Raw genomic sequence first — 24,699 nt, forward strand, 5'->3', positions numbered from 1 at the left:
CCAATATTGGTGGCGCGACGCGGGCCGAAACCCTGGCAGAAGCGGTCCGCGAACGGCCATAGTGGGCGCCTGTCGGGCATCCGAAGCGATGGATTCCGTCCGGATTCGCCTCGCCCGTGCCTTGTCACCGCCGTTCGCGTCGTTCTGGACCAGGAGCCCCCATGACCTCCCCGCACCAGACCTCCCGCAGAACCGTCCTCGCCGCGGCCGTGGCCGTCGCGGCGGCCGGCGCCGTCTCACCCGCATCGGCCGCCCCGCAGCGCGCCGTCCCACCCGCTTCCGCCGCCCCGAATCGGCCCGTGCAGGATCGCCTCGTGGACAACCGCTTCTGGACCTCGTACGGCGACTGGCGCGGCGGAACCGCACAGGGCACCCGTGCCGTGCCGGGCGCCCGCCCCGGCCTCGCGATCGGGAAGCCCGCCGGCCTGCGCGCGTACACCGACCCGCACACCGGCACCGTCGCGAACTGGGAGTACGCGACCTGGACCAGTCCCACCCATCGGCTGTCCGTGCCCGCCACGGAGGTCATCGCCTCCTGGAACGCCGACACCCCCGCCGGTACCTGGCTGGAGATCGAACTCCAGGGCACCTACTCCGACGGCACGCTCACCCCCTGGTACGTGATGGGCCGTTGGGCCGCCGGTGACGCCGACATCCGACGGACCTCCGTCGACGACCAGAGCGACGACAAGAGCTCGATCTGGACCGACACCTTCGCGATCGACGACCCGGCGACCGGGCTTCGCCTGGCCTCGTACAAGCTGCGCCTGACACTCCTGCGCAAGCCGGGCAGCCGCGTCACGCCCACCGTGTGGCGGGCCGGAGCCATGGGCTCCGATGTGCCGGACCGCTTCGAGGTGCCCGCGTCGACGCCGTCCCTCGCCCGCGAACTGCCGGTGCCGCGCTACTCGCAGAACACCCACATCGGCCAGTACCCCGAGTACGACAACGGCGGCGAGGCCTGGTGCAGCCCCACCTCCTCGACGATGATCATCGAGTATTGGGGGCGCGGCCCGACCCCCGAGGACCTGGCCTGGGTGAACCCCGACTTCGCCGATCCGCAGGTCTGCCATGCGGCCCGGTACACCTTCGACTACCAGTACGACGGCTGCGGGAACTGGCCCTTCAACGCCGCCTACGCGGCCACGTACAAGGGTCTGCAGGGCGTCGTCACGCGGCTCGGCTCGCTGACCGAACTCGAGCGGCTGGTCGCGGCCGGCATCCCGGCCATAACGTCCCAGTCGTTCCTCAAGGAGGAGCTCACCGGTGCGGGTTACGGCACGGCCGGCCATCTCATGACCGTGATCGGCTTCACCGGGGACGGCGACGTGATCGCCAACGACCCGGCGTCACCCAGCAACGAGGCCGTACGCCGGGTCTACAAGCGGCGCGAGTTCGAAAATATCTGGCTCAGGACGAAGCGCTACAACGCGACCGGCAAGGTCGTCTCGGGCACCGGCGGCGTCTGCTACCTGTACTTCCCGGCCCGGCTGAGCGCCGTGCAGAAGGCCGCGCTGCGGTCGGTCGGCATCCGCTGAGAACCCGCCTGGCTCATCGGCCGCAGCGGTCCACGCGCTGCCAGGGCCCCGCGGCGGGGGGCCCGGCGTGGACGGCGTCGGCGAGCGGGGTGTCGAGCGCGGCGCGGTCGGCGCGCACCCACGACTGCACCGTGACGTCGTGGTCCGGAGACGGTGTGGGGTACAGGTAGACACAGCCGATGACGTCGTCGTCGGCCGGGTCGATCACCGTGAAGGTGAATCCTCTGCGCGTGGTGAAGTCCTCGGCGTGGCGGCGCAGATCGGCGAGATTGGCCTCGGCCGCCATCCCGCCGAGCGGCGGCCAGGAGCCGTCCGGATAGCCCGGGGTCGCCCGGATGTGCTCGATGCTCGACGTCCACGCCGCGTGATCGGCGGCGTTGTGCCGCGGCCCCAAAGGTTCGAGGCGGAACCGGTCGGCGACCAGCGAGGTGGGCGGCACGAACCCGTCGGGTACGAAGGCTTCCGAATCCATGGCCGGAGGCTAGCGGCCGCACCTGGGCCGCCGCATCGGATTTCGAGCCCGCGCCCGCCGATGCGATCGCCCGCCGATGCGATCGCCTGCCGGTGCGCCCACCCGCCGGTGCGCCGGCCGTCCAGGGGCCGTGGCCGCGCGTCCGTGGCCCGGGACATTCGGGACCAAGTGGAGTACCCCACACATGACCTCCGTCTCTACCCCTGGGCCCTGCCGCAATGGCACCGTGGAGACGTCCTGGGGGGACACCAGGGACCATCACCGCAGTACCACCGTGAGCGAGACAGCCATGAACTCAAGCGCCCGAGTCAGCGCCCGCGCCGCCGCCACCACCGCCGAGGTCGCCGAGTACGTCCGCAGCCGTACCGGCGGGCCCAAGGACAACGGGCCGAAGATCCTCGAGCACATCGCCGGCTGGACCCTCGTCGTCGTCCTGGCGATGTTCGTCTCGCAGACCGGGCTGCTCTGATCGGCTCCTGACCGGTGGTCGCCGGTCGTACCCACCACGCGACGCCCTCTCACCACAGGTGGTGAGAGGGCGTCGCCGTGCGCCGGGACCGCCCCCGTCCGACACGCCCTTCCCGCAGTCCCGCGTACGTGCTCCAATTGAGACAGAGTTAACGGTCGTGAACCGCGTGACGTGCGGCCTTTCGTCGGGCATACTCAACGCGCGCCAGTCGTCCGCCCCGGTTTCGCAACCCGTGTCCGAGGGCCACGACTGAGCACGTCAGACCTCGGCGGCGCCGCCACACCCTGCGCGCGCGCCCGCCGCAGCGCCCGACAGGGAGGAGTCTCGCCATGACCGTCCGAGCCCCACAACCGGTGGACCGACAGCTGCCCACCGAGGAGGCCGCGGATCTGCTCATGCTCGTCCGCGAGCTGATCAAGGGCGAGATCGCACCCGGCGCCGCCGAACAGGAGGAGGCCGGCCGCTTCCCGCGCGAGGTGTTCTCGCTGCTCTCCGAGTCGGGCCTGCTCGGGCTGCCGTACGACGAGGAGTTCGGCGGCGGCGAGCAGCCGTACGAGGTCTATCTCCAGGTGCTCGAAGAGCTCGCCGCGGCCCGTCTCACGGTCGGCCTCGGCGTCAGCGTCCACTCCCTCGCCTGCCATGCGCTGGCGAACTACGGCACCAAGGAGCAGCGCACCGAGCACCTCCCCGCGATGCTCGGCGGCGGCCTGCTCGGCGCGTACTGCCTCTCCGAGCCGTCCTCCGGCTCGGACGCCGCCTCGCTGCGTACGAAGGCCGTACGGGACGGCGAGGACTGGGTGCTGGACGGCACCAAGGCCTGGATCACCCACGGCGGGATCGCCGACTTCTACACGGTGCTCGCGCGCACCGGGGCGGAGGGCTCCCGGGGGATCAGCGCCTTCCTCGTACCCGGCGACGCCGAAGGCCTCACGGCCGCCGTGCCCGAGAAGAAGATGGGCATGAAGGGCTCGCCCACCGCCCAACTCCACTTCGACGGCGTCCGTGTGAGCGACGCCCGGCGGATCGGCGACGAGGGCCAGGGTTTCGCGATCGCCCTGTCCGCGCTCGACTCCGGCCGGCTCGGCATCGCCGCCTGCGCGATCGGTGTCGCGCAGGCCGCGCTCGACGAGGCCCTCGCCTATGCGACGCAGCGGCAGCAGTTCGGCCGTCCGATCGCCGACTTCCAGGGCCTGCGCTTCATGCTCGCCGACATGGCCACCCAGATCGAGGCGGGCCGTGCCCTGTACCTGGCCGCCGCCCGGCTGCGCGACGCCGGACGGCCGTTCTCGCGGCAGGCCGCGATGGCCAAGCTGTTCTGCACCGACGCCGCCATGAAGGTCACCACCGACGCGGTCCAGGTGCTCGGCGGTTACGGGTACACGCTGGACTTCCCCGTCGAGCGTCTGATGCGTGAGGCCAAGGTGCTGCAGATCGTCGAGGGCACCAATCAGATCCAGCGGATGGTCATCGCCCGTCACCTCGCGGGTCCCGAGACTCGCTGAACTGGCCCGGCCCAGGGGTGTATTGACGCGGCGGGCGGCCACTGGCGCCCGCCGCCGACCCGAAGGGCTCTCCCGTCCCGAACGGCTCTCCCGATCCGAATTCCCCCGGCCGCACGATCGGCGCCGTGAGCCGCGTCCACTCCGGGTCGCGGTGCCCCGGCAGTGTCTTCCCCTTGCCCGCCCAGGCCCGCAGCAGCTCCCGGTAGATGGGCGGGTCGGAAGCGCGGACCGCACCATGGTCACCGGTCTGCTGAACCGATTCTCCGGCCGCGGGAACGTAGAGCGTGCGGCGGCGCCTGCCGAGTGCTTCGTGCAAGGGGGTCATGCCGGGCCAACGCGGCAAAAGTGCTCAGGACACCCCCGGAAGAATTCGCGGCTCAGTTCGGAGGGTGGCCCGGGCGAGGCGGCCGGTGACATCCGAAGCGCGGCGAACCGAGGTCTGACGACCGGTTACACGAGTATGGCCCCCCGCAGCGTATCTGACGTACCGTCATCTCCGCCGCAGGGGGCGCACGCCCTGCAACCGCCGTGTGTCCAGGGAGGATTGCCGTGGCAGACGACCGTCCGGTGCCGCTCGACGAGTACCCCGTCCACCAGGTACCGCTCTCGATGAAGCATGTCGCCACCGGCGACCGCAACGCGTACGACCGCTGCATCTTCCATCTCTTCGACCATGAGGGCCGGTTCCTGCTCATCCTCGGTCTGGGGGTCTACCCCAACATGGGGGTGATCGACGCGTACGCCACCTTGCGTATCGGCGACACTCTGCACGCCGTACGTGCGTCCGACGCACTCGGGGACGACCGTATGCGCCTGGAGGTCGGCCCGCTGAAGATCACGGTGGAGGAACCGCTGAAGCGCATCCGCCTGGAGTGCGCCGCCGACGGGCCCGACTCCCTTGCGTACGACCTCACTTGGACCGCCGACTTCCCGGCCCTCTGGGAGCCCCACCACACCCAGCGCAAGGGTGACCGGCTCACCCTGGAAGGCCGCCGCTTCGTGCAGGCCGGGCGGCCCGAAGGCGTCATCCGCGTCGGGGGAGAGGAGATCGCGGTCGGCGCCGACAACTGGACCGGCACCCGCGACCGCAGCTGGGGCGTGCGGCCGATCCCCGGTGAGGAAGGCGGGCGGATCGGTGCCGAGGAACGTACCGAGGGGTTCCACTGGCTCTGGATACCGGTGCTGTTCGACGACCGCTTCGTCATGGTGATCGCCCAGGAGGACGCCGACGGCTACCGGACCCTCAACGGGGCCGTACAGGTGCGGGACGGCGAACGCGATGTCCAACTCGGCTGGCCCCAGGCCGACATCACCTACCGCTCGGGCAGCCGTCACCCCGAACGTGCCGTCGTCCACCTCACCGACGCCTCCCGCAAGCCGGTCGAGATGACGGTCGACTGCCTCACTTCGATCCCCCTGGCCGTCGGCGCCGGCTATCCGCCCGCCGACGACTGGCAGCACGGCACCTGGCGCGGCCACGGCTGGAGCGACCGGCGCACCTATGACCTCTCGGACCCGACCGCACACCCGCTCGCGGCCTACGGAGTGATCGACCACGCCGCCCGCTTCACCCTCGACGGCCGCACCGGCTACGGCATCTTCGAGCACGGGAGCTTCGGCCGGCACGACCCCTCCGGCTTCACCGGCTTCGACTCGGTCGCGCCCTGAACGCGCCTGTCCACGAGAGGAGTTCGCCCATGGCCACGGCACCCCGCCCCCGCACCAGCACCCGCGACCCTGAAGAGCTCGGCCGCCTCCTGACCGCCTGGCTCTCCGCCCGGCTGCCCGGCGCGAAGGCGACCAATGTCACGGTCCCCGAGTCCAACGGCATGTCGAGCGAGACCCTGCTCTTCGACATCGAGCACCCCGAACCCCCGCTCACCGCCTGCGCGTTGCGCCTCGCGGCCGACCCCTCCGCGTACACGATCTTCCCGGTGTACGACATGGAACGGCAGCACCGCGTCATGCGGCTCGTCGGCGAGCACACCAAACTCCCGGTGCCACGCGTCCAGTGGCTGGAGCCGGACCCCGGACCGCTCGGGGCACCGTTCTTCGTGATGGAACGCAAGGACGGCCGCGTTCCGCCCGACGTCATGCCCTACACGTACGAAGGGAACTGGCTGCACTCCGCGAGCGACGCCGAGCGCGAGCGCCTCGAAGAGGCCTCCATCGTCCTGATCGCCAAGCTGCACGACCAATTCCCCGTCGAGGAGGCCGAGTTCCTCGCCTCACCCGGCGACGGCAGCGCGCTGCGACGGCATGTCGAGGCGCAGCGCACGTACTACGAATGGGTCGTCCGCGACGTCGCCCGCTCACCCCTGATCGAGACGGCCTTCGACCGTCTGGAGGAGCTGTGGCCCGCCGAGGAGGGCGAGGCGGTGCTCAACTGGGGTGATGCGCGCATCGGCAACATCATCTACGAGGGTTTCGAACCCGCCGCGGTGCTCGACTGGGAGATGGCCGCACTCGCCCCGCGCGAGGTGGACCTGGGCTGGACGATCTACCTGCACCGCTTCTTCCAGGACCTGACCGTGATGTTCGGCCAGGCCGGGCTCCCGGACTTCCTGCGCCGCGACCGCATCGAGGCCCGCTATGGCGAACTCACCGGCCACACGCCGCGGGACATGGATTTCTATCTGCTGTACGCGGCGCTGCGGCACGCCGTCGTAATGCTCCGCGTCGCCTACCGGCAGGTGCACTTCGGTGAGGCGACCGTCCCGGCGGACCCCAAAGATGTGGACAAACTGATCCTGCACCACGCCAGCCTGGCGGCCATGGTGCAGCGCAGCTACTGGGATTGACGCTCCGTCAGCGCGCGGCGCCGTCTCAGGCGGCGCTGCGCAGCGAGGACGGCTTGATGGGACGCGAGCCCGGACCGCCCACGTGCGAGAAGGGCTGCGTCCGCCAGTCGAGCCCCTGGGGGAGCGTCAGAAGCAGCGCGGTGTCCTGCTCCTGGACTTCGAAGCCTTCGTCGGCGGGACGGGCGTCCGCGGCCGGCCGGCCCGTGCCCGAGCACGTGGTGAGCCCGAACGGGTTCCACGGAGTGGGGCACTTGGCGTGCTGCGGCAGAACGTCCTCGTCCGCGAGGAGCGCGATGGGCTGTGCACAGTCCGGGCAGATCACCCGGTACATCTCGAACGTGTCGTACGCGTCGAGCTCTTCGGAACCGTCGAGGTTCTCCGGTTCGACGCCCTCCGGTTCGGCTGCGACCGGTGCCTGCTGCTTGCTGCGGGCGCTGCGAACGGGGCGCTTGGGATTCTGCATGGGTACTCCCCCTGGGATGGGCCGACAAGGCGCTGCGGCCTCGACCACAGCAAGCACTTCCCGCCTGCTCGTGGCCCTAACCACGCCACCCGCGAGGACACGGTTGCAGAGGTGTGGCGTTCGTCACAAAGGGGTTGAGAGGTTCCGCCCGCGGCAGGCTCCTCCGGCCCGGGCCCTGCTCAGAGGCTGCCCATCACCGAGACGTACTGCTCCGCGCAGAAGGCGATGAAGCCCACGCAGAGAACGAAGAGACTGCCGATCGCGATCACGCCGCTGCGTCGCACCGGAGATGACACCTGCCCCAGGTCGCGGTGTGCGCACCCCGGGCGGGAGCGCGCCTCGAACACCCACAAGCGTCCGCCTCCCGCGGAGCGCACCGCCACGGCCGATCGCCCCCGGCACAGCGGGACCTTCGACGGTCCCTGCCGCTGAAAAGCACGTGCGGATCCCAGGTATCCCCGTGGATCACGGCCCTGTAGGTTCTTGCGCCATGGAGGACCTCGACCGCCAGATCGTGCAGCTGCTCGTCAAGGACGGGCGGATGAGCTACACCGACCTGGGCAAGGCCACCGGCCTGTCCACGTCCGCCGTGCACCAGCGGGTGCGCCGCCTCGAGCAGCGCGGCGTCATCCGCGGATACGCGGCCGTGGTCGACCCGGAGGCCGTCGGCCTGCCGCTGACCGCGTTCATCTCCGTCAAGCCCTTCGACCCGAGCGCCCCGGACGACATCGCCGAGCGGCTGGCCGGGGTCCCCGAGATCGAGGCCTGCCACAGCGTCGCCGGCGACGAGAACTACATCCTCAAGGTGCGCGTCTCCACCCCGCTGGAGCTGGAGGACCTGCTCGGCCGGGTCCGCGCCCTCGCCGGGGTCTCGACGCGCACCACGGTCTGCCTCTCCACGCCGTACGAGGCGCGTCCGCCGCGCATCTGAGGGCGCACGGCACCCGGACGAGGCCCCCGCGTCCGGAACGTCCCTGCGCAGGCGCGAGACTGTTCCCCATGAGCGAGAGCAACCCCACCGCCCCCGACCACCGCACCGTGCTGCTGCGCGGCGGTGAGGTCCACAGCCCGGCCGACCCGTTCGCGACCGCCATGGTCGTCGAGCGCGGGCAGATCGCCTGGGTCGGTTCCGAGGGCGCGGCCGACGCGTTCGCCGAAGGCGTGGACGAGGTGCGGGACCTCCAAGGGGCCCTGGTCACCCCGGCGTTCACGGACGCGCATGTGCACACCACGTCCACCGGGCTCGCGCTCACGGGCCTCGACCTCTCCGGCGTACGGAGCCTGCGCGAGGCGCTCGACCGCGTTCGGGAGTACGCGGTGAGCCGCCCGGACGACCGGGTCCTGCTGGGCCACGGCTGGGACGCCGCACGCTGGCCCGAGCGCCGCGCGCCGCACCGCACCGAACTGGACGAGGCGACCGGCGGACGGCCGCTGTACCTGACCCGGATCGACGTGCACTCCGCCGTCGCCACCACCGCGCTGCTCGACCTCGTGGCCGGCGTCCGCGAGCTGCCCGGCTTCGAGGCCGACGCCCCGCTGACCAAGGACGCCCACCACGCGGTACGGCGTGCCGCGCACGACGCGATCGGACCCGTCCAGCGGGCCGATGCCCAGCGCACGGCGCTGCGGCACGCGGCCTCGCTGGGCATCGGTTCCGTGCACGAGTGCGCGGGCCCCGACATCTCCTCGCAGGAGGACCTCACCGGTCTCCTCGCGCTCGCCGCGGACGAGTCCGGCCCGCGCGTCGTCGGCTACTGGGCCGAGGCCCTCGAGACCGCCGCCGACGCCGACCGCATCCGCGACCTGGGAGCCCTCGGCGCCGCCGGCGACCTGTTCGTCGACGGAGCGCTCGGCTCGCACACGGCCTGCCTCCACGAGGCGTACGCGGACACGTCCCACACCGGCACCGCGTACCTCGACGAGGTCGCCGTGGCCGTCCACGTCATGGCCTGCACCGAGGCGGGCATCCAGGCGGGCTTCCACGCCATCGGTGACGCCGCCGTGTCCGCGGTGGTCGCCGGGATGCGCACCGCCGCCGACAAGCTGGGCCTCGCCCGCGTACGGGCCGGACGGCACCGTGTCGAGCACGCCGAGATGCTCACCCCCGACACCATCGCCGCCTTCGCCGAACTCGGCCTGACCGCCTCCGTGCAGCCCGCGTTCGACGCGCTGTGGGGCGGCGAGGACGGGATGTACGCCGAGCGGCTCGGCGCCGAGCGGGCCCGCACCCTCAACCCCTTCGCCGCGCTGCTGCGTTCGGGCGTCCCGCTGGCCTTCGGCTCGGACAGCCCGGTCACCCCGCTCGACCCCTGGGGCACCGTCCGGGCCGCGGCCTTCCACCGCACGCCCGAGCACCGGGTCTCGGTACGGGCCGCGTTCACCGCGCATACGCGGGGCGGCTGGCGGGCCGTCGGCCGGGACGACGCGGGCACCCTGGTGCCGGGCGCACCTGCCGACTACGCGCTCTGGCACACCGGCGAGCTGATCGTCCAGGCGCCCGACGACCGCGTCGCCCGCTGGTCCACCGACCCGCGCTCCGGCACACCCGGGCTGCCCGACCTCACACCGGGCGCCGCGCTGCCGGTCTGCCTGGAGACCGTGGTGGGCGGCCGCACGGTCTTCGTACGGCCTAACGAGTGACCGTCCGGAGTGGCGCGACACCGATCGGCGGCCGGCCGGTCACCGCACGAGCCCCGTGATCACGGCCTTGAGCTGGGGCTACCGTGAAACGCCGCAGGTGAAACGTGTGTTGACAGACGGGCGCGTGGGACGGGTAGTTTCGGCCGGGTCCACCACAGGACGTCCGGCGGGGACACCTCCACGCAGTCGTCGAACGCAGCTGGGTCATGGGGGCGGAGTGTCGCACCGGCACACCGCCACTGGGAGCCAGGCCCAGCGTCAGCGCCTCGGGGGCGAACGCAGGTGCCGCCCGGCCGGATTGGTGCGACCCGGGTAGGACCCGGACGCTCAGTAGACAACGGCTTTCGGTCGACCCGCAGCCAGCGGGTCCCAGGTCGGCCCGAAGGGCGCCGGGTCCTGTTCCCGCACCGTTCCCTCTTGCTCCGGCGACACCCTCGCCCCCGTCTCAGCAGGTCGGGTGGCGGGCAGCACTATGGTGGAGCATCCGTTTTGGAATTAAGGGGCACGCAGTGATGGACGGCGGTCAGCGGGAGTACGGCCCGCTCGGCACCACGTTGGTGATCATTCCGACGTACAACGAGGCCGAGAACGTCAAGCCGATCGTGGCCCGCGTACGCGCGGCGGTGCCCGAGGCGCACATCCTGGTCGCCGACGACAACAGCCCGGACGGCACCGGCAAGCTCGCCGATGAACTCGCCGTCGAGGACGACCACATCCACGTACTGCACCGCAAGGGCAAGGAGGGCCTCGGCGCCGCGTATCTCGCGGGCTTCCGCTGGGGCATCGAGAACGGCTACGGCGTGCTCGTGGAGATGGACGCCGACGGCTCGCACAAGCCCGAGGAACTGCCCCGGCTGCTCACCGCGCTCAAGGGCGCCGACCTGGTGCTCGGCTCGCGCTGGGTGCCGGGCGGACGGGTGGTCAACTGGCCGAAGTCCCGTGAGTTCATCTCCCGCGGCGGCTCGCTGTACTCGCGGCTGATGCTGGACGTCCCGATCCGCGATGTCACCGGCGGCTTCCGCGCCTTCCGCAAGGAGACCCTCGAAGGCCTCGGCCTGGAGGACGTCGCCTCGCAGGGCTACTGCTTCCAGGTCGACCTCGCCCGGCGCGCGGTCAAGTCCGGGTTCCATGTCGTCGAGGTCCCGATCACCTTCGTCGAGCGCGAGCTGGGCGACTCCAAGATGAGCCGCGACATCCTGGTCGAGGCGCTGTGGCGGGTCACCGCCTGGGGCGTCACCGAGCGGACCGGCAAGGTCCTGGGACGCGGCAAGTCCCGCTGAGCCCCGCCCGGCCGTACGAGAGCGCGTTGATCTCGCCCTTACGCCGTACGGACGCGGCAGACGGCACACTGGAGGCATGACGACGCCTCCGACAGCACGCGCCGCCGGCCGCCCTGCCGGCCGTTCGACGGTGCGCCGGTTTCTGCCCCTCGGGATCGCCGCCTGGCTGGTCCTCGAGATCTGGCTGCTGATGCAGGTCGCCTCGGCGACCAGCGGCTTCGTGGTCTTCCTGCTGCTCCTGGCCGGCGTCGTGCTCGGCGCCGTGGTGATCAAGCGGGCGGGCCGCCGGGCCTTCCGCAATCTGACCGACACCCTCCAGCAGGCCCAGACCGCCGCTGCCGCCGGTGAGCCCGTGACCGCGCCGCAAGGGCAGCAGAGCCGTGGCAATGGTCTGACCATGCTCGGCGGACTGCTGCTCATCCTGCCCGGGCTGCTGTCCGACGTGATCGGCCTGGTCTGTCTGCTGCCGCCGGTCCGCAAGGCCGTCGCCAAGCGGGCGGAGAAATCCTTCGAGAAGCGTCTGGCCGAGGCGGGCCCCGGCAGCTTCGAGAGCGCCTTCCAGCAGGCCCGTATCCACCGCCCGGACGGCAAGGTCGTCCAGGGCGAGGTCATCCGCGAGGACGTGCCCGGCGAGCAGCGTCCGCGGCGCGACGACGGGCCGTATCCGCCGATCGGCTCCTGACCTCAGCTGCTTCTCCGTGCCCGGCCGGGTGCGCGCCCACAGGGTGTGCGCCCGCCGTTCGCGTAGGCGCTCGTAGCCTGGCTTCGCAGAGCACGGTTCGTAGGCCTGGCTTCCGCAGAGCACGGACAGGCAAAACCGGACCGGGGGCGCAGACACATCACGTGTCCGCGCCCCCGGTCCGGGTGCTGCTGTGTACGTACCGCTTGGTTATGCCGTCTTACGGCTGTCACGCGGGTGTACGGCGATGTTCATCGCCCCGGAGCGCAGGACGGCCAGGCGCTCGGCCAGGACCTCCTCCAGCTCCTCCCGCGTACGCCGCTCCATGAGCATGTCCCAGTGCGTACGCGCGGGCTTGGCCTTCTTTTCCTCAGGGCCGTCGCCGTCCACCAGGAGTGCCTGGGCCCCGCAGACCTTGCACTCCCACTCCGCAGGGATCTCTGCTTCCACCGAGAACGGCATCTCAAAACGATGGCCGTTGTCGCATGCGTACTCCACCGCCTGGCGCGGAGCCAGGTCGATGCCGCGGTCGGTCTCATAGCTGGTCACTACGAGTCGCGTGCCGCGAAGAGCTCGCTCACTCATGAATCGTGCCTCCCGGGCTTGTCGCCCACAGGACAGGTGTCGCTGTCGTCGTCATCCGGTCAACGTCCGGTCGGCGGTAAAGATTCCCGTTCCGGGTCACGCGTCGCCGTCTTGGCCGCCCCTTGTTGTACCCACCCTCGCCCGGTTTGTCACATCTGGCAGGAGATGTCACCCAACGCTTGAGTTTCTTTAGCGTGAAGGAACGGTACGCCTGGCAGGCCAAAGGCGTACACTACCGGCCTTTGTCACCCGGTGTTAAATCCGCCCCCCTCTTTCCGGGCTAGTCCTGGGCTTTTTTACGTTCCTTTAGATCCGCTCGGGGACGGGATTGCCCGCGGCCTCGACCGCGCGGCGCACCGGAACACGGGCCAGGAGCACGAATCCGAGGGCGAAGAAGACCAGCAACGAGACGATCGCGTCCCGGTAGCTGCCCGTCGCCTGATAGGTCAGACCGAAGATCAGCGGACCGAGCCAGCTGACGCCGCGGTCGCTCAATTCGTAGGCCGAGAAGTACTCGGCCTCCTTGCCCCGTGGCACCAGATGCGAGAACAGAGACCTGGACAGGGCCTGAGTACCCCCGAGGACCAGGCCGATGCCGGCCGCCAGGACGAAGAACCAGGCAGGTGCGCCGGCCGGCAGGAAGTAGCCCGCGCCGATGATGAAGGTCCAGGCGACCAGGGAAGCGAGAATCGTCCGCTTGGCCCCGTACACACGAGCCAGACGGCCCATGCCCAGCGCACCGGCCACCGCGAGCAGCTGCACCAGGAGCACCGCGACGATCAGAGTGGACTGGCCGAGCTCCAGCTCCTTCGAGCCGTAGACCGAGGCCTGGGAGATCACCGTCTGGACGCCGTCGTTGTAGACGAGATACGCGAGCAGGAAGGCCAGCGTCAGGGGGTGGCGGCGCATATCGCGCAAGGTGGCGCGCAGTTGGCGCCAGCCACCGAGCGCCGCCTCCCGCTCGGCCGGATCCCGGCGCCGGTCACGCAGCCTGCTGAGCGGTACGAGCGTGAACGCGCCCCACCACACGCCCGCCGAGGCCAGGCAGATCCGTACGGCGGTCGCCTCCGAGACGCCGAAGGAGTCGTGCGCCGTGAACAGGATCAGGTTGAGGACCAGGACCAGCGCGCCGGAGGCATAGCCGAAGGCCCAGCCGCGGGAGGAGACGGCGTCGCGTTCCTCGGGGGTGGAGATCTGCGGAAGGTACGCGTTGTACAGCGACATCGACACGGCGAGCGAGGCGTTGGCGACCACGAGGAGCAGTCCGCCGAGCAGATAACGGTCGCCGTCGAGGAAGAACATGGCCGCCGTGGCCGTCGCGCCCAGATAGGCGGCCGCCGCGAGGAAGGGCTTCTTGCGTCCGGTGCGGTCGGCGGCCGCGCCGACCAGGGGCATCACCAGAGCCGCCAGGATGATCGAGGCCGATACCGAGTACGGGAAGAAGGCGCCGGCCCGCACCGGGATGCCGAAGGGATGGACGAAACCGTCCGCGTCCGCCGCGGACTCCGCGATCTCCGTCAGATAGGGCCCGAGGAACACCGTGAGGACGCTGGTCGAGTAGACCGAGCACGCCCAGTCGTAGACGTACCAGCCGTGCTGTTCGCGCCGGCGCCGAACGCCGTCGCTTCGTTCCGTGACGGTGTCCGCGCCCACCGCGCCCCCTCGTGCTTGCCTGCCGAGGTCGCGCTCAGGCCCAGGCCCCGCGCTCCTTGAGCACCTCGGTCAGTGTCCCCGTGTGATCGGTCATGATGCCATCCACTCCCAGGTCCAGGAGTCGCTCCATGCGTGCCCGGTCGTTCACGGTCCATACGTGGACCTGCAGGCCGAGCGCGTGGGCGGTGCGGACGAAGCGGTGGTCGACCACGCGCATGCCGGACTGGGTCTCGGGCACCTGGGCGGCGACGGCCGAGCGGCGCAGGCGGGCCGGGAGGCCGAGGGAGCGCAGCCGCAGCGCGAGCACCCCGTTGACGCCGAGCGATGTGGCGAGGCGGGGCCCGCCGAGGAGCTGGGCGCGGGCGACCCGGGCCTCGGAGAACGAACCCACACAGATCCGGTCCCAGGTGTTCGTGCGGCGGATGAGATCGAGCAGGGGCGCCAGCGCGGGCTCCGCCTTCACGTCCACGTTCCAGCGTGCCTCGGGAAAGGCTTCGAGGAGGTCCTCGAAGAGCGGGACCGGCTCGGTGCCGGCCACACGTGCCCGGCTCACCTGCGACCAGCGCAGGTCGGCGATCCGCCCGGCGGTGTCGGTGACCCGGTCGAGGGTGGCGTCGTGGAAGGCGACGAGCCGGCCGTCGGACGTGGCGTGCACATCCGTTTCGAGATACCGGTAGCCGGACGCGACCGCGCTGCGGAACGCGGACTCGGTGTTCTCCAGACCGTCCGCCGCCCCGCCGCGGTGGGCGAAGGCGAGCGGTACGGCCGCGTCGAGGTACGGGTGGCGTACGGGGGTGGTCACCGTCGCAGTATCGCGCGCCTGCGTGGCGCGGCGGCGACCACCCGGCTGCCGGTCTGCGGACCCGGGATGGCGAAGAAGCGCAGGAAGAACTGGGCGAGCGGGCCGATCGCCAGTGCGTACGCGACCGTGCCGATGCCGACCGTGCCGCCGAGCAGGAAGCCGGTGGCGACCACGGCGATCTCGATGCAGGTGCGGGCGAGCCGGATCGACCAGCCCGTCGCCTGGTTCAGGCCGGTCATCAGGCCGTCGCGCGGGCCGGGGCCGAAGCGGGCCGAGATGTACAGGCCGGTGGCCGCACCGTTGAGGAGGATGCCGCCGGCCAGGGCGAGCACCCGCAGCGTCCAGCCCTGCGCATCGGGTACGAGGGCGAGCGTGGCGTCCATGGCGAGACCCACCGCGAACACGTTGGAAACCGTGCCGAGCCCTGGGCGCTGCTTCAGCGGGATCCACAGGAGCAGCACGATCGCGCCGACGATGATCGAGACGACGCCGATCGTGAGACCGGACTTCTCGGCGAGACCTTGGTGCAGCACACCCCAGGGCTCGAGGCCGAGGCCGGAGCGCACAAGGAGCGCCGAGCTCGCGCCGTACAGGGTGAGACCCGCGTAGAGCTGAACAAGACGGCGGGTCAGATGGGTGCCGCGCTGCAAGGAGTCCCCCTCGGTGTCTATGTGGCTACTGGCCTTCTAGTGGCCTGCACCCCGAGGGGCTGTGGCCTTAACAGGCTGACACATGACACTCTGTGGCTTGCCAAGAGAAGGCCGATAGGGCCAATTCGGGGAAGGTGGACTGGGTTTTATGGCGCAGTGGACTTCGGCGGTGGGCTCCACGCAGCTCGCCCGCCTCATCACCTCGCAGCAGGCGCGCCCGGCCGGCCCCGGTACCCGCCGTCCCCCCGCCTACCGGGCGCTCGCGGACGGCGTACGGACTCTCGTCCTCGAAGGACGGGTGCCGGTCGCCGCGCGGCTGCCCGCCGAGCGGGAACTGGCCCAGTCGCTCAACGTCAGCCGTACGACCGTGGCCGCCGCCTACGAGGCGCTGCGCAGCGAAGGCTTCCTCGAGTCCCGCAGGGGCGCGGGGAGTTGGACCGCCGTACCGGCCGGCAACCCGCTGCCCGCGCGGGGTCTCGAACCCCTGCCGCCCGAGGCGCTCGGCTCGATGATCGATCTCGGTTGCGCCGCACTGCCCGCGCCCGAGCCGTGGCTGACGCGAGGGGTGCAGGGCGCGTTGGAGGAGCTTCCGCCGTACGCGCATACGCACGGCGACTACCCGGCGGGACTGCCGGCGCTGCGGCAGATGATCGCCGACCGGTACACCGAGCGCGGCATCCCGACCATGCCCGAGCAGATCATGGTCACCACCGGTGCCATGGGCGCGATCGACGCCATCTGCCATCTCTTCGCCGGCCGGGGCGAGCGCATCGCGGTCGAGTCGCCTTCGTACGCGAACATCCTCCAGCTGATGCGTGAGGCGGGCGCGCGTCTGGTGCCGATCGCCATGGGGGAGGGGCTCAGTGGCTGGGACGTGGAGCGCTGGCGCCAGGTGCTGCGGGAGTCGGCGCCCCGGCTCGCGTACGTGGTGGCCGACTTCCACAATCCGACGGGCGCACTGCCGGACGACGATCAGCGGCGCGCCCTGGTCGACGCCGCACGTTCCGCGGGGACCGTGCTCGTCGTCGACGAGACGATGACCGAGCTGTGGCTCGAGCCCGGGTTCGAGATGCCGCGTCCGGTGTGCGCCTTCGACCCGGCCGGTTCGTCCGTGATCACGGTCGGGTCGGCGAGCAAGGCATTCTGGGCCGGGATGCGGATCGGCTGGGTGCGTGCTGCTCCCGACGTCATCCGGAGTCTGGTGGCGGCCCGCGCGTACGCCGATCTCGGTACGCCGGTGGTGGAGCAGCTGGCCGTCAACTGGCTGATGAGCACAGGGGGTTGGGAGCAGGCTGTCGCGCTGCGGCGCACCCAGGCGCTGGAGAACCGGGACGCGCTCGTGGCCGCGGTGCGTCGGGAGCTGCCCGGCTGGGAGTTCGAGGTGCCGAACGGCGGTCTGACGCTCTGGGTGCGCGCCGGAGGCCTGTCGGGCTCGCGCCTGGCCGAGGTCGGGGAGCGGGTAGGTGTGCGGGTGCCCTCGGGACCGCGGTTCGGCGTGGACGGGGCCTTCGAGGGCTTCGTCCGGCTGCCGTTCACCGTGGGCGGTGCGCTGGCGGACGAGGCCGCCGTGCGGCTGGCCGCCGCGGCCCGGCTCGTCGAGGGCGGAGCCGGGGGCAGCGCGCAGCAGCCGCACACGTTCGTGGCGTAGCGCTCAGACGGTGGACGGGCTGAGCGTGTCGTCCTCCGTGGCGACGCGCTCCGGCAGCAGTTCCAGCACCGCGCGCCGCTGGGTGTCGCTGGTCGCGTCGTCGTACGGGTCCGGGGTGGCCGGAACCTGGAGGCGGTGCACCGGGCCCGTGCCCATCCGGGCGTAGCCGCGCCCGGCCGGCACGTCCGGGGTGGGCGTGGTGTGCGGGGAGGTGCCGAGCACCGCCTCGATCTGCTCGGCCGGCGCCGCGCCGAGCACCACGCGGGCACGGGTGTGCTGGCGTACGGGGTCGCTCAGGGCGTCCATCGTGTCGAACTGGTCGGCCACGACCACCGTGACGTTGGCCGCGCGGCCGTGCCGCAGCGGGACCTGGAGCAGCCCCTGCGGATCGTCGCGGCCGTCCGCCGCGGCCAGGTGCCCGAGGACGCTGGGGCGGTCGAGCAGGATCCAGAGCGGGCGCCGGGTGTCGTCGGGCGCCGGGTGGCCGGCCTGACGGGCACGGTTCGCGGAGATCAGCCGGCGCTCCGTCTCGTGGGCGGCCCACTCCAGGCAGGCCGCCGCGCCCGCGAGTCCGCACTCCACGCCGAGGACGCCCCGGCGTCCGGTGAGGCAGGCGTACTCGCCCGTGCCGCTGCCCTCGACGATGAGGACGTCGCCGTGCTGGAGGGCCTGCAGCGCGAGGGAGCGCATCAGGGTCGTGGTGCCGCTGCCGGGCTGGCCGACGATCAGCAGGTGCGGTTCGGTCGAGCGGGGCCCGGTGCGCCAGACCACCGGCGGTACGTCACGCTGCTCGCCGCCGTCGAGGACGGGGAGTGTGCGCTGGACGGCGGTCTCGTCCGTGAAGCCGAGGACCGTCTCACCGGGGGTGGTCACGAAGCGCTGGGCGGCGATGTCCGTGGGCAGCGGCGGCAGCACATGGACCGTGAGCTCGTTGCCCTCTTCGTCCCACTCGAAGTGGTACTCGCGGCCGCGGCCCGACTTCGCGTGCAGTACCTGCTCGATACGGGCCCGGGACGAGGCCTCGCCATCGGTGAAGTACGCGGGGTAGCGCAGGACGAGCCGGCTGATGCGGCCGTTCTCGTCGAACTCATGGGCCGTGAACGCCTTGTCCCACTCGCCGCCGTGCGAGTAGAGCGGGCTCGGGTCCTCGGGGACCGAGAAATACGGGACCAGCGCCTCGTAGAGCGTGTGCAGGCGCTGGAGCTGGTTTTCGTCGGGGCCGGTCTGCACCGGGGTGCGGTCGCGGCCGGTCCACGCGGCCGCCGCCATCAGCGAGATCAGGGCGAGCAGCGGCCCGTACGGGACGAGGACCACGACGAGAAGGCAGGACGCCACCAGGAACAGGACGGGTCCGCGGCGGTCCTTGGGGGTCTCGGTCCATTTGCGCCGCCCTGCGGAAGCGAGGCGGCGCAGTCCCCGAGTGATGGTGATCAACGGATGGAGCACGTCCGTGGCGCTGTCGGCTGCCGTTCTGGCCATTTCCCTGCTCCGCGTGAGGGACGCGGAACCGGTGGTCAGAATGCGCGGGAGTGGTCGCCTGGCCACGTCGTACTCCTGAAGTTGTGATCCGTTGGTTGAGCGCGCGAGGCGCCGTCAGAACTTGATGCCGCCCAGCAGGCTGGCCAGGCTCGCTCCGCCGGCCTTGATGCTCGGGGCGATGGCGGTGCCCGCGAGATAGAAGCCGAAGAGCGCGCAGACCAGCGCGTGGGAAGCCTTGAGGCCGTCCTTGCGGAAGAAAAGGAAGACGATGACGCCGAGCAGCACTACACCCGAGATGGACAGGATCATGAGAGTTCTCCTGGTAGAGGGGACAGTCACCATGAGTTCTTCCAGGCTCACAGCATGTATCCATACGACAAAAGGTGCAACCGGGTGAAATTTCGCCGATTTCCCTCGTATGGGTGCATGCCGCTGAGCCGGCCGGGCGGGCGTCGGGCCGCAAGGAGACCCGAGGTGATCTTTGCCTCGGGCGGAGGCGGTCATGTGCCGTGACGGGCAGTACGCTGTCGATTCACTCGTACGGCCGACGTGGTCGTACGCAGGGGCTTTCTCCCCACCGATCACTCAGCGAAAGGTCTGGCCGATGACGGAAGCACCCGATCCGGAGGTCGTGGAGCTCGCCACGAAGATCTTCGATCTGGCGCGCCAGGGCGAGACCGAGACCCTTGCCGCCTATGTGGACGCCGGCGTGCCGGTGAATCTCACCAACGACCGCGGCGATTCCCTGGTCATGCTCTCCGCCTATCACGGGCATGCGGCCGCGGTGCGCGCCCTGCTCGAGCGTGGCGCGGATGCGGACCGGGCGAACGACCGGGGCCAGACGCCGCTGGCGGGTGCCGTGTTCAAGGGCGAGGACGACGTGATCAAGGTGCTGCTCGACGGGGGCGCCGATCCGGCCGCGGGGACGCCGTCGGCGGTGGACACGGCGCGGATGTTCGGCAAGGCCGACCTGCTCGAGTTGTTCGGCGCCGGGTAATACCGGGCCGCACGGGGGTATGCGGGGGGTCAGCGGAAATCTGGTCGACCCAGCCGATGGGCTGGGCCATCATGACGTCGTGATGCACGGACACGATTGCTGGGCAGATGCCTCAGCGCGCGGACCGTGACCGGCCCATCCCCGGGCCGCCGACCGAGAGGCAGAGGAAGATGGCTTTCAGCAAGCAGATGACGACGGCCAGCCGCACGTGTTGTTGCGCCGGCAGGTAGTGCACGGACACCCCCTGTTGCGTCGACAGCTTGATGTGAGGCTCCTTCCATGTTCGACACGGTCATAGCGCCCAGCGGCACGCTGCTCGGCCTCCTCCAGCGAGGCCGCGGCGACGGCACGCTGCACGCGCTCACAGCCCCCCGCGAGGAAGCGCTCGCGGCCCTGAACCACTGCGTGCTGAGCGACCCCCGCCACGACTGGCAGGTCGAGAACCGTTCGCTCTACTACGCGCGGCTCTACCTGGATCTGAACGGGTCGCTCGAGCAGATCGCGCAGCACCTGTTCTGCGCCGAGGACGTGCTCGACTCCGACGAGACCCGTACCGGCCTCGCCCTTTCCGTGCTCGGCCATCTCGCCTCGTACGGGCGGGACGACGCGCTCATGCTGCTGCGCCAGTACGCCGCCGAGGGCTCCAACTGGGCCTGGGCGCTGGACGAACTCGCGCTGCGCGACGACGACGCGGGCCTGCGTGCCCTGGCCGAACCCGTGCTCGCCCGCTTCCCGCGTACCGCGGAAGGGGATGCCGAGCTGTCGGCCGCCGTGCGCGACGCCTTCGAGCCGAGGCCCTGGCGGCTGTGGGCCGAGGATCCGCGCGAGGTCATCGGGGCCCGCGTGCGCACCGCCGGTGAACGCGGCTCCTTCGACCAGTGGCAACGGCAGATGAGGCCGGCAGGGCCACGCCCCGGCTGGAGCGTCGCCGCCGTGTTCGCCTGGGCCGAAGAGGCCATGGAGCGGGGCGCCGGACGCCATGTGCCGGCCGCCCGGTGCCTGACCGCCGTGGCAGGACCCGAGGATCTGCCCGAGATCATTTCCGCGGCGCGATCAGGGTCCGACGGGGCGCGCAGTACCGCCTTGCGCTACCTCGCCGACGCCCAGGATCCCGTCGTGCTCGATCTGGTCGAGGCCGCCCTGACCGACGGTTCGGAGACCGTGATCGAGGCCGCAGTCGACGCGTTCGAGCGGATGACCGACGACAACGCCCTTGAGCGGGCCCGCCGTTGGGCCGAGCGGCCCGACGCGCTCGGGGCCGCGGCCGGACGGGTGCTCGCCTGCAGGGGCGGCGCCCAGGACGCCGTGCTGGTGCTCGGCGCGCTGCGTGAAGCGGTGCGGTCCGAAGGGGCTGACGGGCCGACGCTGTGGACCCTGGTGGACGGCACCGGACGGCTCGGCATCGCGTGTGCCGCGCCGGTGCTGCGCCATATCTATCGCGAGACCGCCTCGTCCCATCTGCGGGGGCGCGCCGCCAACGCGCTCGCCGCCACCGATCCCTCCTTCGCCGCGGGCTTCGCGGTGGAGTGCCTGTGGGACTGCGAGGAGACCACGCGGGAGCTCGCCGCACGGCGCGCCGAGACCGCCGACAGCCGAGTCGTGGAGCAATTGCGCCGGCTCGCCGCCGATCCGGCGGAGGAGACCGAGATGGAGACCGTGGTGCGCAGCCGGATCGGGCCCGACGCCTAGAGCGTGGGCAGTCGGCGGGGAACGCTTACGGGACGTTCCCCCGCCGGAAAGATCCACGTTGACGCGGGCACGCCCCCGGCGACGACAACACCGGGATGCGTGGCGTCATCGTCACCCAATCCTTTCCCCCCGACGTCAACGGCGTGGCGCACTGCGCCCTGCAGACCGCGCTCCATCTTGTACGGCGCGGACATGAACCTGTGGTCGTCGCACCCGCCACCGCTCACGGACTGCCCGCCCCCGAAACCGGCGCGCCCTGCCCCGTGGTGCGCGTCCCCTCCCTGCCGCTGCCCGGCTACCCGCAGGTCAGAGTGGCCCTGCCGAGCCGGCGCATCGCCGCGGCGATCACCTCCCACCGGGCCGAACTGATCCATCTGGCCAGCCCGTTCGTGCTCGGAGTGCGCGCCATGGCGGCCGCGTCCCGGCTCGGCATTCCCGCCGTCGCCGTCTACCAGACCGATCTGGCCGGCTACGCCCGTACGTACGTGGGCGCGGGCGAAACCGCCGCGTGGCGGCGGATCCGGGCCGTGCACAAGGCGGCCGACCGGACCCTCGCGCCGTCCGGTGCGGCGATGCGGGACCTTGTCGCACAGGGGGTGCCGAGGGTCGCCCTGTGGCCGCGCGGCGTGGACACCGCACGGTTCGACCCGGCGCTGCGGGACGAGGAGATGCGCCGCAGGTACGCGCCGAACGGCGAGCTGGTCGTCGGATACGTGGGGCGGCTCGCGCCGGAGAAGCAGGTCGAACTGCTCGCCGGCGTCTGCCGGATGGACGGCGTGAGCGTCCTCGTCACCGGCGACGGGCCCAGCGAGCACAGGCTGCGGGACATGCTGCCCGGCGCGCACTTCCTCGGCAGGCGTACGGGCGGTGAACTCGCCCGGATCTTCGCCTCGTTGGACCTCTTCGTGCACACCGGGCCGTTCGAGACCTTCTGCCAGACCGTGCAGGAGGCCATGGCCAGCGGTGTGCCCGTGATCGCCCCCGCGGCGGGCGGCCCGCTCGACCTGGTGGCGCACGGACGCAGCGGGCTTCTGGTGCCGGCGGGCGACGCGGCCGCGTTCCGGGACGCGGTGTGGTCGCTGGCGGCGGATCCCGTACGGCGGGCCGCGTACGGGCGGGCCGGGCGGGACATGGTGCGCGAGCGCACCTGGGAGGCGGTCGGCGATCAGCTGCTCGGCCACTATGCCGAGGTGCTGCAGGACCGAACGGCGGTGGCCGCATGAGCGCGACAGCCGGCCTGCGGATCGTGCGCATGGCGAACTTCGTGGCGCCTGCCTCGGGCGGACTGCGTACCGCGCTGCGGGAGTTGGGCGCCGGGTATCTGGCCGCGGGACATGAACCCGTCCTCATCGTGCCCGGGGAGCGCGCCTGGGACCGGATGACCCGGCAGGGTCGGGTGATCACCGTGCCCGGGCCGTTGCTGCCCGGAACCGGCGGCTATCGCGTCCTGACCGACCGGCGCGTCCTGACCGGACTTCTGGAGCAGGTGGCGCCCGACCGGCTGGAGGTGTGTGACCGCACCACTTTGCGCTGGACCGGTGAGTGGGCGCGGCGCGCCCGCGTCCCCGCGGTGATGGTCTCGCACGAGACCGCGGACGGGGTGCTGCGCACCTGGGGGCTGCCCGAGCCCGCCGCCCGACGGGCCGCGGACCGTCTCAACCGCCGCAGTGCGCACGCCTATTCACGAGTGGTGTGCACCACCGAGTGGGCCGAGCGCGAGTTCGTGCGGATCAGGGCGCGCAATGTCGTCCGGGCGCCGCTCGGTGTGAACCTGGACCGCTGCCGGCCCGGGCTGCGGGATCCGGCGCTGCGGGCGCGGTACGCGGGCGGGAGCGAGGTGCTCCTCGCACTGTGCTCGCGGCTGTCGGTGGAGAAGCGGCCCGGTACCGCGATCGACGCGCTACGGGTGCTGCGCGAGCGCGGTCTGCGCGTACGGCTGGTCGTGGCCGGGGACGGGCCGCTGCGGGCGCGCCTCGAACGGCGGGCGCGGACGCTGCCGGTGACGTTTCTCGGGCATGTCGCGGACCGGGGGCAACTGGCCGCACTGCAAGCCGCGGCCGATGTGTGTCTGGCGCCCGGTCCTGCCGAGACCTTCGGACTCGCCGCGCTGGAAGCGCTGGCGTGCGGGACGCCGGTGGTGGCGAGTGCTTCGTCCGCGCTGCCGGAGGTGCTGGGGTCGGCGGGGGCTGTGGCCTTCGACGACGGGGAGTCCTTCGCGGACGCCGTCCAGCTGCTGCTCGGCCGGCCCGAGCGGCTGCGGCGCGGTGCGGCTCGTGCGCGGGCCGAGTGCTTCGGGTGGGACCGGGCGGTGGCCGCCTTTCTGGCGGCGCATGATGCGTCGGCTCCCGCCGGGGTTCCCATGCGGGAGGTGCGGTCGTGAGTCGCGCCTTGCGTTTCGCGGCGCTCGGGGATTCGCTCACCGAAGGAGTGGGAGATCCCGTCGGGGAGACGTGGCGAGGGTGGGCCGCGCTGCTCGCGCCGGCGCTCGGCCCAGGTGAACTGGCCGTGGAGTTCCGTAACTTCGCGGTCAGCGGTGCCCAGACGCGTGACGTCCTGGAGCGCCAGGCACCGGATGCGCTGGCCTTCGCGCCCGATGTGGTGTCGGTGGTCGTGGGCGTCAACGACACGCTGCGGTGCACCTTCGACATCCATGCGGTGGCGGCCCGACTCGACACCGTCTACCGGGAGTTCACCGCGCGGGGTGCGGTGCTCCTGACCGCGTGCCTGCCCGACCCCGGGGCCATGCTCGGGTTGCCGGGCGCGCTCGCCCGGCCGCTCGCGCGGCGGCAGCGGGCGGTGAACGCGGTGGTGCACGCGCTGTCGGAGCGGTACGGGGCGGTGCATCTGCATGCGGCGCACGATGCGTGGGTGGCCGATCGGGCGATGTGGAGTGCGGACCGGCTGCATCCCGGTGAGCGGGGGCACCGGATGCTGGCCGCCCGTTTTCACGCGCGGCTCGAAGCGGTGGGGCACGAGGTGGGTCCGTCGCCGTCCGTCGAGCCCGAGCAGGCTCCACCGACCCGGTCGGCCGGACTGTTCTGGCTGGCCACGGCGGGGACGGGGTGGGTGGTGCGGCGGTGTGCGGACCTGCTGCCGCAGCTTCTGACCCTGGCCGCGCATGAGGTACGCCACCGGGCGCGGGGCACGTCGGTTGCCCTGGACCTGCGGTCGGCTCGGGCGGTGGCGGCGGCGTTGGCCTCGGTGTCGGGTGCGGCTTCGGCGGGGGAGGTGGTGGGGGCGGCCTGACGTGTGCGGGTGGGTGGGGGCCTGGGGGGGGCTTTCTTCCCCCTCCCCCCCCCTCCCCCAACCCGGGGCTTGCCCCCCCCCCCGCATCCGAACTTCGTTCGGATCT

Annotated in this window: 23 protein-coding genes; 15 read left to right on the plus strand and 8 right to left on the minus strand. The window is 71.6% G+C overall.

The features are described 5' to 3' along the window. Positions 1-161: 161 nt before the first annotated feature. Complete coding sequence (locus tag JAO81_RS12845) at positions 162-1,538, plus strand: peptidase C39 family protein (RefSeq protein ID WP_199547948.1); 1,377 nt, start codon at positions 162-164, stop codon at positions 1,536-1,538. Between the two features lie 13 nt (positions 1,539-1,551). Here JAO81_RS12845 and JAO81_RS12850 read toward each other — a convergent pair whose 3' ends face one another. Next, positions 1,552-2,010 (minus strand): GNAT family N-acetyltransferase, encoded by a 459-nt coding sequence (locus JAO81_RS12850; protein WP_199547949.1) that lies wholly within the window; start codon positions 2,008-2,010, stop codon positions 1,552-1,554. Positions 2,011-2,299: 289 nt separating this feature from the next. Here JAO81_RS12850 and JAO81_RS12855 point away from each other — a divergent pair, with 289 nt between their 5' ends. The 4 genes from JAO81_RS12855 to JAO81_RS12870 all read left to right on the plus strand — a co-directional run bounded on the left by JAO81_RS12855 (position 2,300) and on the right by JAO81_RS12870 (position 6,782). Then, positions 2,300-2,479 carry an SCO1431 family membrane protein gene (locus JAO81_RS12855; RefSeq protein ID WP_165333875.1) on the plus strand — a complete coding sequence of 60 codons (180 nt, stop codon included), beginning with the start codon at positions 2,300-2,302 and terminating at the stop codon, positions 2,477-2,479. 329 nt (positions 2,480-2,808) lie between these two features. After that, positions 2,809-3,981 (plus strand): acyl-CoA dehydrogenase family protein, encoded by a 1,173-nt coding sequence (locus tag JAO81_RS12860; protein ID WP_165333869.1) that lies wholly within the window; start codon positions 2,809-2,811, stop codon positions 3,979-3,981. A 549-nt stretch (positions 3,982-4,530) separates the two neighbouring features. Continuing rightward, positions 4,531-5,649, plus strand: coding sequence for a hypothetical protein (locus tag JAO81_RS12865; protein ID WP_199547950.1), 1,119 nt, complete (start codon positions 4,531-4,533; stop codon positions 5,647-5,649). A 29-nt stretch (positions 5,650-5,678) separates the two neighbouring features. Then, positions 5,679-6,782, plus strand: coding sequence for a phosphotransferase family protein (locus tag JAO81_RS12870; RefSeq protein WP_199547951.1), 1,104 nt, complete (start codon positions 5,679-5,681; stop codon positions 6,780-6,782). A gap of 25 nt (positions 6,783-6,807) precedes the next feature. On the opposite strand, the gene JAO81_RS12875 is transcribed toward JAO81_RS12870, so the two are convergent. Then, positions 6,808-7,245, minus strand: coding sequence for a hypothetical protein (locus JAO81_RS12875; protein WP_199547952.1), 438 nt, complete (start codon positions 7,243-7,245; stop codon positions 6,808-6,810). A 490-nt stretch (positions 7,246-7,735) separates the two neighbouring features. Here JAO81_RS12875 and JAO81_RS12880 point away from each other — a divergent pair, with 490 nt between their 5' ends. From JAO81_RS12880 to fxsA, 4 genes are all read left to right on the plus strand, one after another. Beyond that, the gene (locus JAO81_RS12880; protein WP_052577377.1) at positions 7,736-8,176 is read left to right on the plus strand and encodes an Lrp/AsnC family transcriptional regulator; all 441 of its coding nucleotides are present in this window, start codon (positions 7,736-7,738) and stop codon (positions 8,174-8,176) included. Positions 8,177-8,244: 68 nt separating this feature from the next. Beyond that, positions 8,245-9,885, plus strand: coding sequence for an amidohydrolase (locus tag JAO81_RS12885; protein ID WP_199547953.1), 1,641 nt, complete (start codon positions 8,245-8,247; stop codon positions 9,883-9,885). Positions 9,886-10,397: 512 nt separating this feature from the next. Next, positions 10,398-11,165 (plus strand): polyprenol monophosphomannose synthase, encoded by a 768-nt coding sequence (locus JAO81_RS12890; protein ID WP_199547954.1) that lies wholly within the window; start codon positions 10,398-10,400, stop codon positions 11,163-11,165. Between the two features lie 76 nt (positions 11,166-11,241). Beyond that, a complete protein-coding gene (gene fxsA / locus JAO81_RS12895; protein WP_199547955.1) occupies positions 11,242-11,847 on the plus strand; it encodes an FxsA family membrane protein in 606 nt (201 codons plus the stop codon). Positions 11,848-12,054: 207 nt separating this feature from the next. On the opposite strand, the gene JAO81_RS12900 is transcribed toward fxsA, so the two are convergent. The 4 genes from JAO81_RS12900 to JAO81_RS12915 form a co-directional block, all read right to left on the minus strand. Beyond that, on the minus strand, positions 12,055-12,429 hold the full coding sequence (locus JAO81_RS12900; protein WP_165333861.1) for an RNA polymerase-binding protein RbpA: 375 nt from the start codon (positions 12,427-12,429) through the stop codon (positions 12,055-12,057). A gap of 306 nt (positions 12,430-12,735) precedes the next feature. After that, entirely contained in the window at positions 12,736-14,082 is a 1,347-nt protein-coding gene (locus JAO81_RS12905; protein WP_199547956.1) for an MFS transporter, read from the minus strand. A 34-nt stretch (positions 14,083-14,116) separates the two neighbouring features. Then, the gene (locus JAO81_RS12910; RefSeq protein ID WP_199547957.1) at positions 14,117-14,884 is read right to left on the minus strand and encodes a glycerophosphodiester phosphodiesterase; all 768 of its coding nucleotides are present in this window, start codon (positions 14,882-14,884) and stop codon (positions 14,117-14,119) included. After that, positions 14,881-15,534 (minus strand): YitT family protein, encoded by a 654-nt coding sequence (locus JAO81_RS12915; protein ID WP_199547958.1) that lies wholly within the window; start codon positions 15,532-15,534, stop codon positions 14,881-14,883. Before JAO81_RS12915 ends, JAO81_RS12910 begins: the two co-directional genes overlap by 4 nt. A 148-nt stretch (positions 15,535-15,682) precedes the next feature. Here JAO81_RS12915 and JAO81_RS12920 point away from each other — a divergent pair, with 148 nt between their 5' ends. Then, complete coding sequence (locus JAO81_RS12920; protein WP_199547959.1) at positions 15,683-17,182, plus strand: PLP-dependent aminotransferase family protein; 1,500 nt, start codon at positions 15,683-15,685, stop codon at positions 17,180-17,182. Between the two features lie 3 nt (positions 17,183-17,185). On the opposite strand, the gene JAO81_RS12925 is transcribed toward JAO81_RS12920, so the two are convergent. Both JAO81_RS12925 and JAO81_RS12930 read right to left on the minus strand, forming a co-directional pair. Continuing rightward, positions 17,186-18,727: an ATP-binding protein gene (locus tag JAO81_RS12925; RefSeq protein WP_199547960.1), complete on the minus strand. Its 1,542-nt coding sequence runs from the start codon at positions 18,725-18,727 to the stop codon at positions 17,186-17,188. Between the two features lie 48 nt (positions 18,728-18,775). After that, positions 18,776-18,970: a hypothetical protein gene (locus JAO81_RS12930; protein WP_030360399.1), complete on the minus strand. Its 195-nt coding sequence runs from the start codon at positions 18,968-18,970 to the stop codon at positions 18,776-18,778. A gap of 295 nt (positions 18,971-19,265) precedes the next feature. Here JAO81_RS12930 and JAO81_RS12935 point away from each other — a divergent pair, with 295 nt between their 5' ends. The 5 genes from JAO81_RS12935 to JAO81_RS12955 all read left to right on the plus strand — a co-directional run bounded on the left by JAO81_RS12935 (position 19,266) and on the right by JAO81_RS12955 (position 24,593). Then, positions 19,266-19,658 (plus strand): ankyrin repeat domain-containing protein, encoded by a 393-nt coding sequence (locus JAO81_RS12935; protein ID WP_199547961.1) that lies wholly within the window; start codon positions 19,266-19,268, stop codon positions 19,656-19,658. A gap of 279 nt (positions 19,659-19,937) precedes the next feature. After that, positions 19,938-21,347 (plus strand): HEAT repeat domain-containing protein, encoded by a 1,410-nt coding sequence (locus JAO81_RS12940; RefSeq protein ID WP_199547962.1) that lies wholly within the window; start codon positions 19,938-19,940, stop codon positions 21,345-21,347. Positions 21,348-21,442: 95 nt separating this feature from the next. Then, a complete protein-coding gene (locus JAO81_RS12945; RefSeq protein ID WP_199547963.1) occupies positions 21,443-22,570 on the plus strand; it encodes a glycosyltransferase family 1 protein in 1,128 nt (375 codons plus the stop codon). Next, positions 22,567-23,727, plus strand: coding sequence for a glycosyltransferase (locus tag JAO81_RS12950; protein WP_199547964.1), 1,161 nt, complete (start codon positions 22,567-22,569; stop codon positions 23,725-23,727). The genes JAO81_RS12945 and JAO81_RS12950 overlap by 4 nt, the downstream gene beginning before the upstream one ends. Further along, on the plus strand, positions 23,724-24,593 hold the full coding sequence (locus JAO81_RS12955) for an SGNH/GDSL hydrolase family protein (protein ID WP_199547965.1): 870 nt from the start codon (positions 23,724-23,726) through the stop codon (positions 24,591-24,593). Before JAO81_RS12950 ends, JAO81_RS12955 begins: the two co-directional genes overlap by 4 nt. Positions 24,594-24,699: the final 106 nt, after the last annotated feature.

Source organism: Streptomyces sp. N35 (assembly GCF_016464295.1).
Classification (GTDB): domain Bacteria; phylum Actinomycetota; class Actinomycetes; order Streptomycetales; family Streptomycetaceae; genus Streptomyces.

Coding starts and splice junctions, on each gene's coding strand:
- JAO81_RS12845 (WP_199547948.1), top strand. CDS start 162: ATGACCTCCCCGCACCAGACCTCCCGCAGAACCGTCCTCGCCGCGGCC.
- JAO81_RS12850 (WP_199547949.1), bottom strand. CDS start 2,010: ATGGATTCGGAAGCCTTCGTACCCGACGGGTTCGTGCCGCCCACCTCG.
- JAO81_RS12855 (WP_165333875.1), top strand. CDS start 2,300: ATGAACTCAAGCGCCCGAGTCAGCGCCCGCGCCGCCGCCACCACCGCC.
- JAO81_RS12860 (WP_165333869.1), top strand. CDS start 2,809: ATGACCGTCCGAGCCCCACAACCGGTGGACCGACAGCTGCCCACCGAG.
- JAO81_RS12870 (WP_199547951.1), top strand. CDS start 5,679: ATGGCCACGGCACCCCGCCCCCGCACCAGCACCCGCGACCCTGAAGAG.
- JAO81_RS12875 (WP_199547952.1), bottom strand. CDS start 7,245: ATGCAGAATCCCAAGCGCCCCGTTCGCAGCGCCCGCAGCAAGCAGCAG.
- JAO81_RS12880 (WP_052577377.1), top strand. CDS start 7,736: ATGGAGGACCTCGACCGCCAGATCGTGCAGCTGCTCGTCAAGGACGGG.
- JAO81_RS12885 (WP_199547953.1), top strand. CDS start 8,245: ATGAGCGAGAGCAACCCCACCGCCCCCGACCACCGCACCGTGCTGCTG.
- JAO81_RS12890 (WP_199547954.1), top strand. CDS start 10,398: ATGGACGGCGGTCAGCGGGAGTACGGCCCGCTCGGCACCACGTTGGTG.
- fxsA (WP_199547955.1), top strand. CDS start 11,242: ATGACGACGCCTCCGACAGCACGCGCCGCCGGCCGCCCTGCCGGCCGT.
- JAO81_RS12900 (WP_165333861.1), bottom strand. CDS start 12,429: ATGAGTGAGCGAGCTCTTCGCGGCACGCGACTCGTAGTGACCAGCTAT.
- JAO81_RS12920 (WP_199547959.1), top strand. CDS start 15,683: ATGGCGCAGTGGACTTCGGCGGTGGGCTCCACGCAGCTCGCCCGCCTC.
- JAO81_RS12930 (WP_030360399.1), bottom strand. CDS start 18,970: ATGATCCTGTCCATCTCGGGTGTAGTGCTGCTCGGCGTCATCGTCTTC.
- JAO81_RS12935 (WP_199547961.1), top strand. CDS start 19,266: ATGACGGAAGCACCCGATCCGGAGGTCGTGGAGCTCGCCACGAAGATC.
- JAO81_RS12940 (WP_199547962.1), top strand. CDS start 19,938: ATGTTCGACACGGTCATAGCGCCCAGCGGCACGCTGCTCGGCCTCCTC.
- JAO81_RS12945 (WP_199547963.1), top strand. CDS start 21,443: ATGCGTGGCGTCATCGTCACCCAATCCTTTCCCCCCGACGTCAACGGC.
- JAO81_RS12950 (WP_199547964.1), top strand. CDS start 22,567: ATGAGCGCGACAGCCGGCCTGCGGATCGTGCGCATGGCGAACTTCGTG.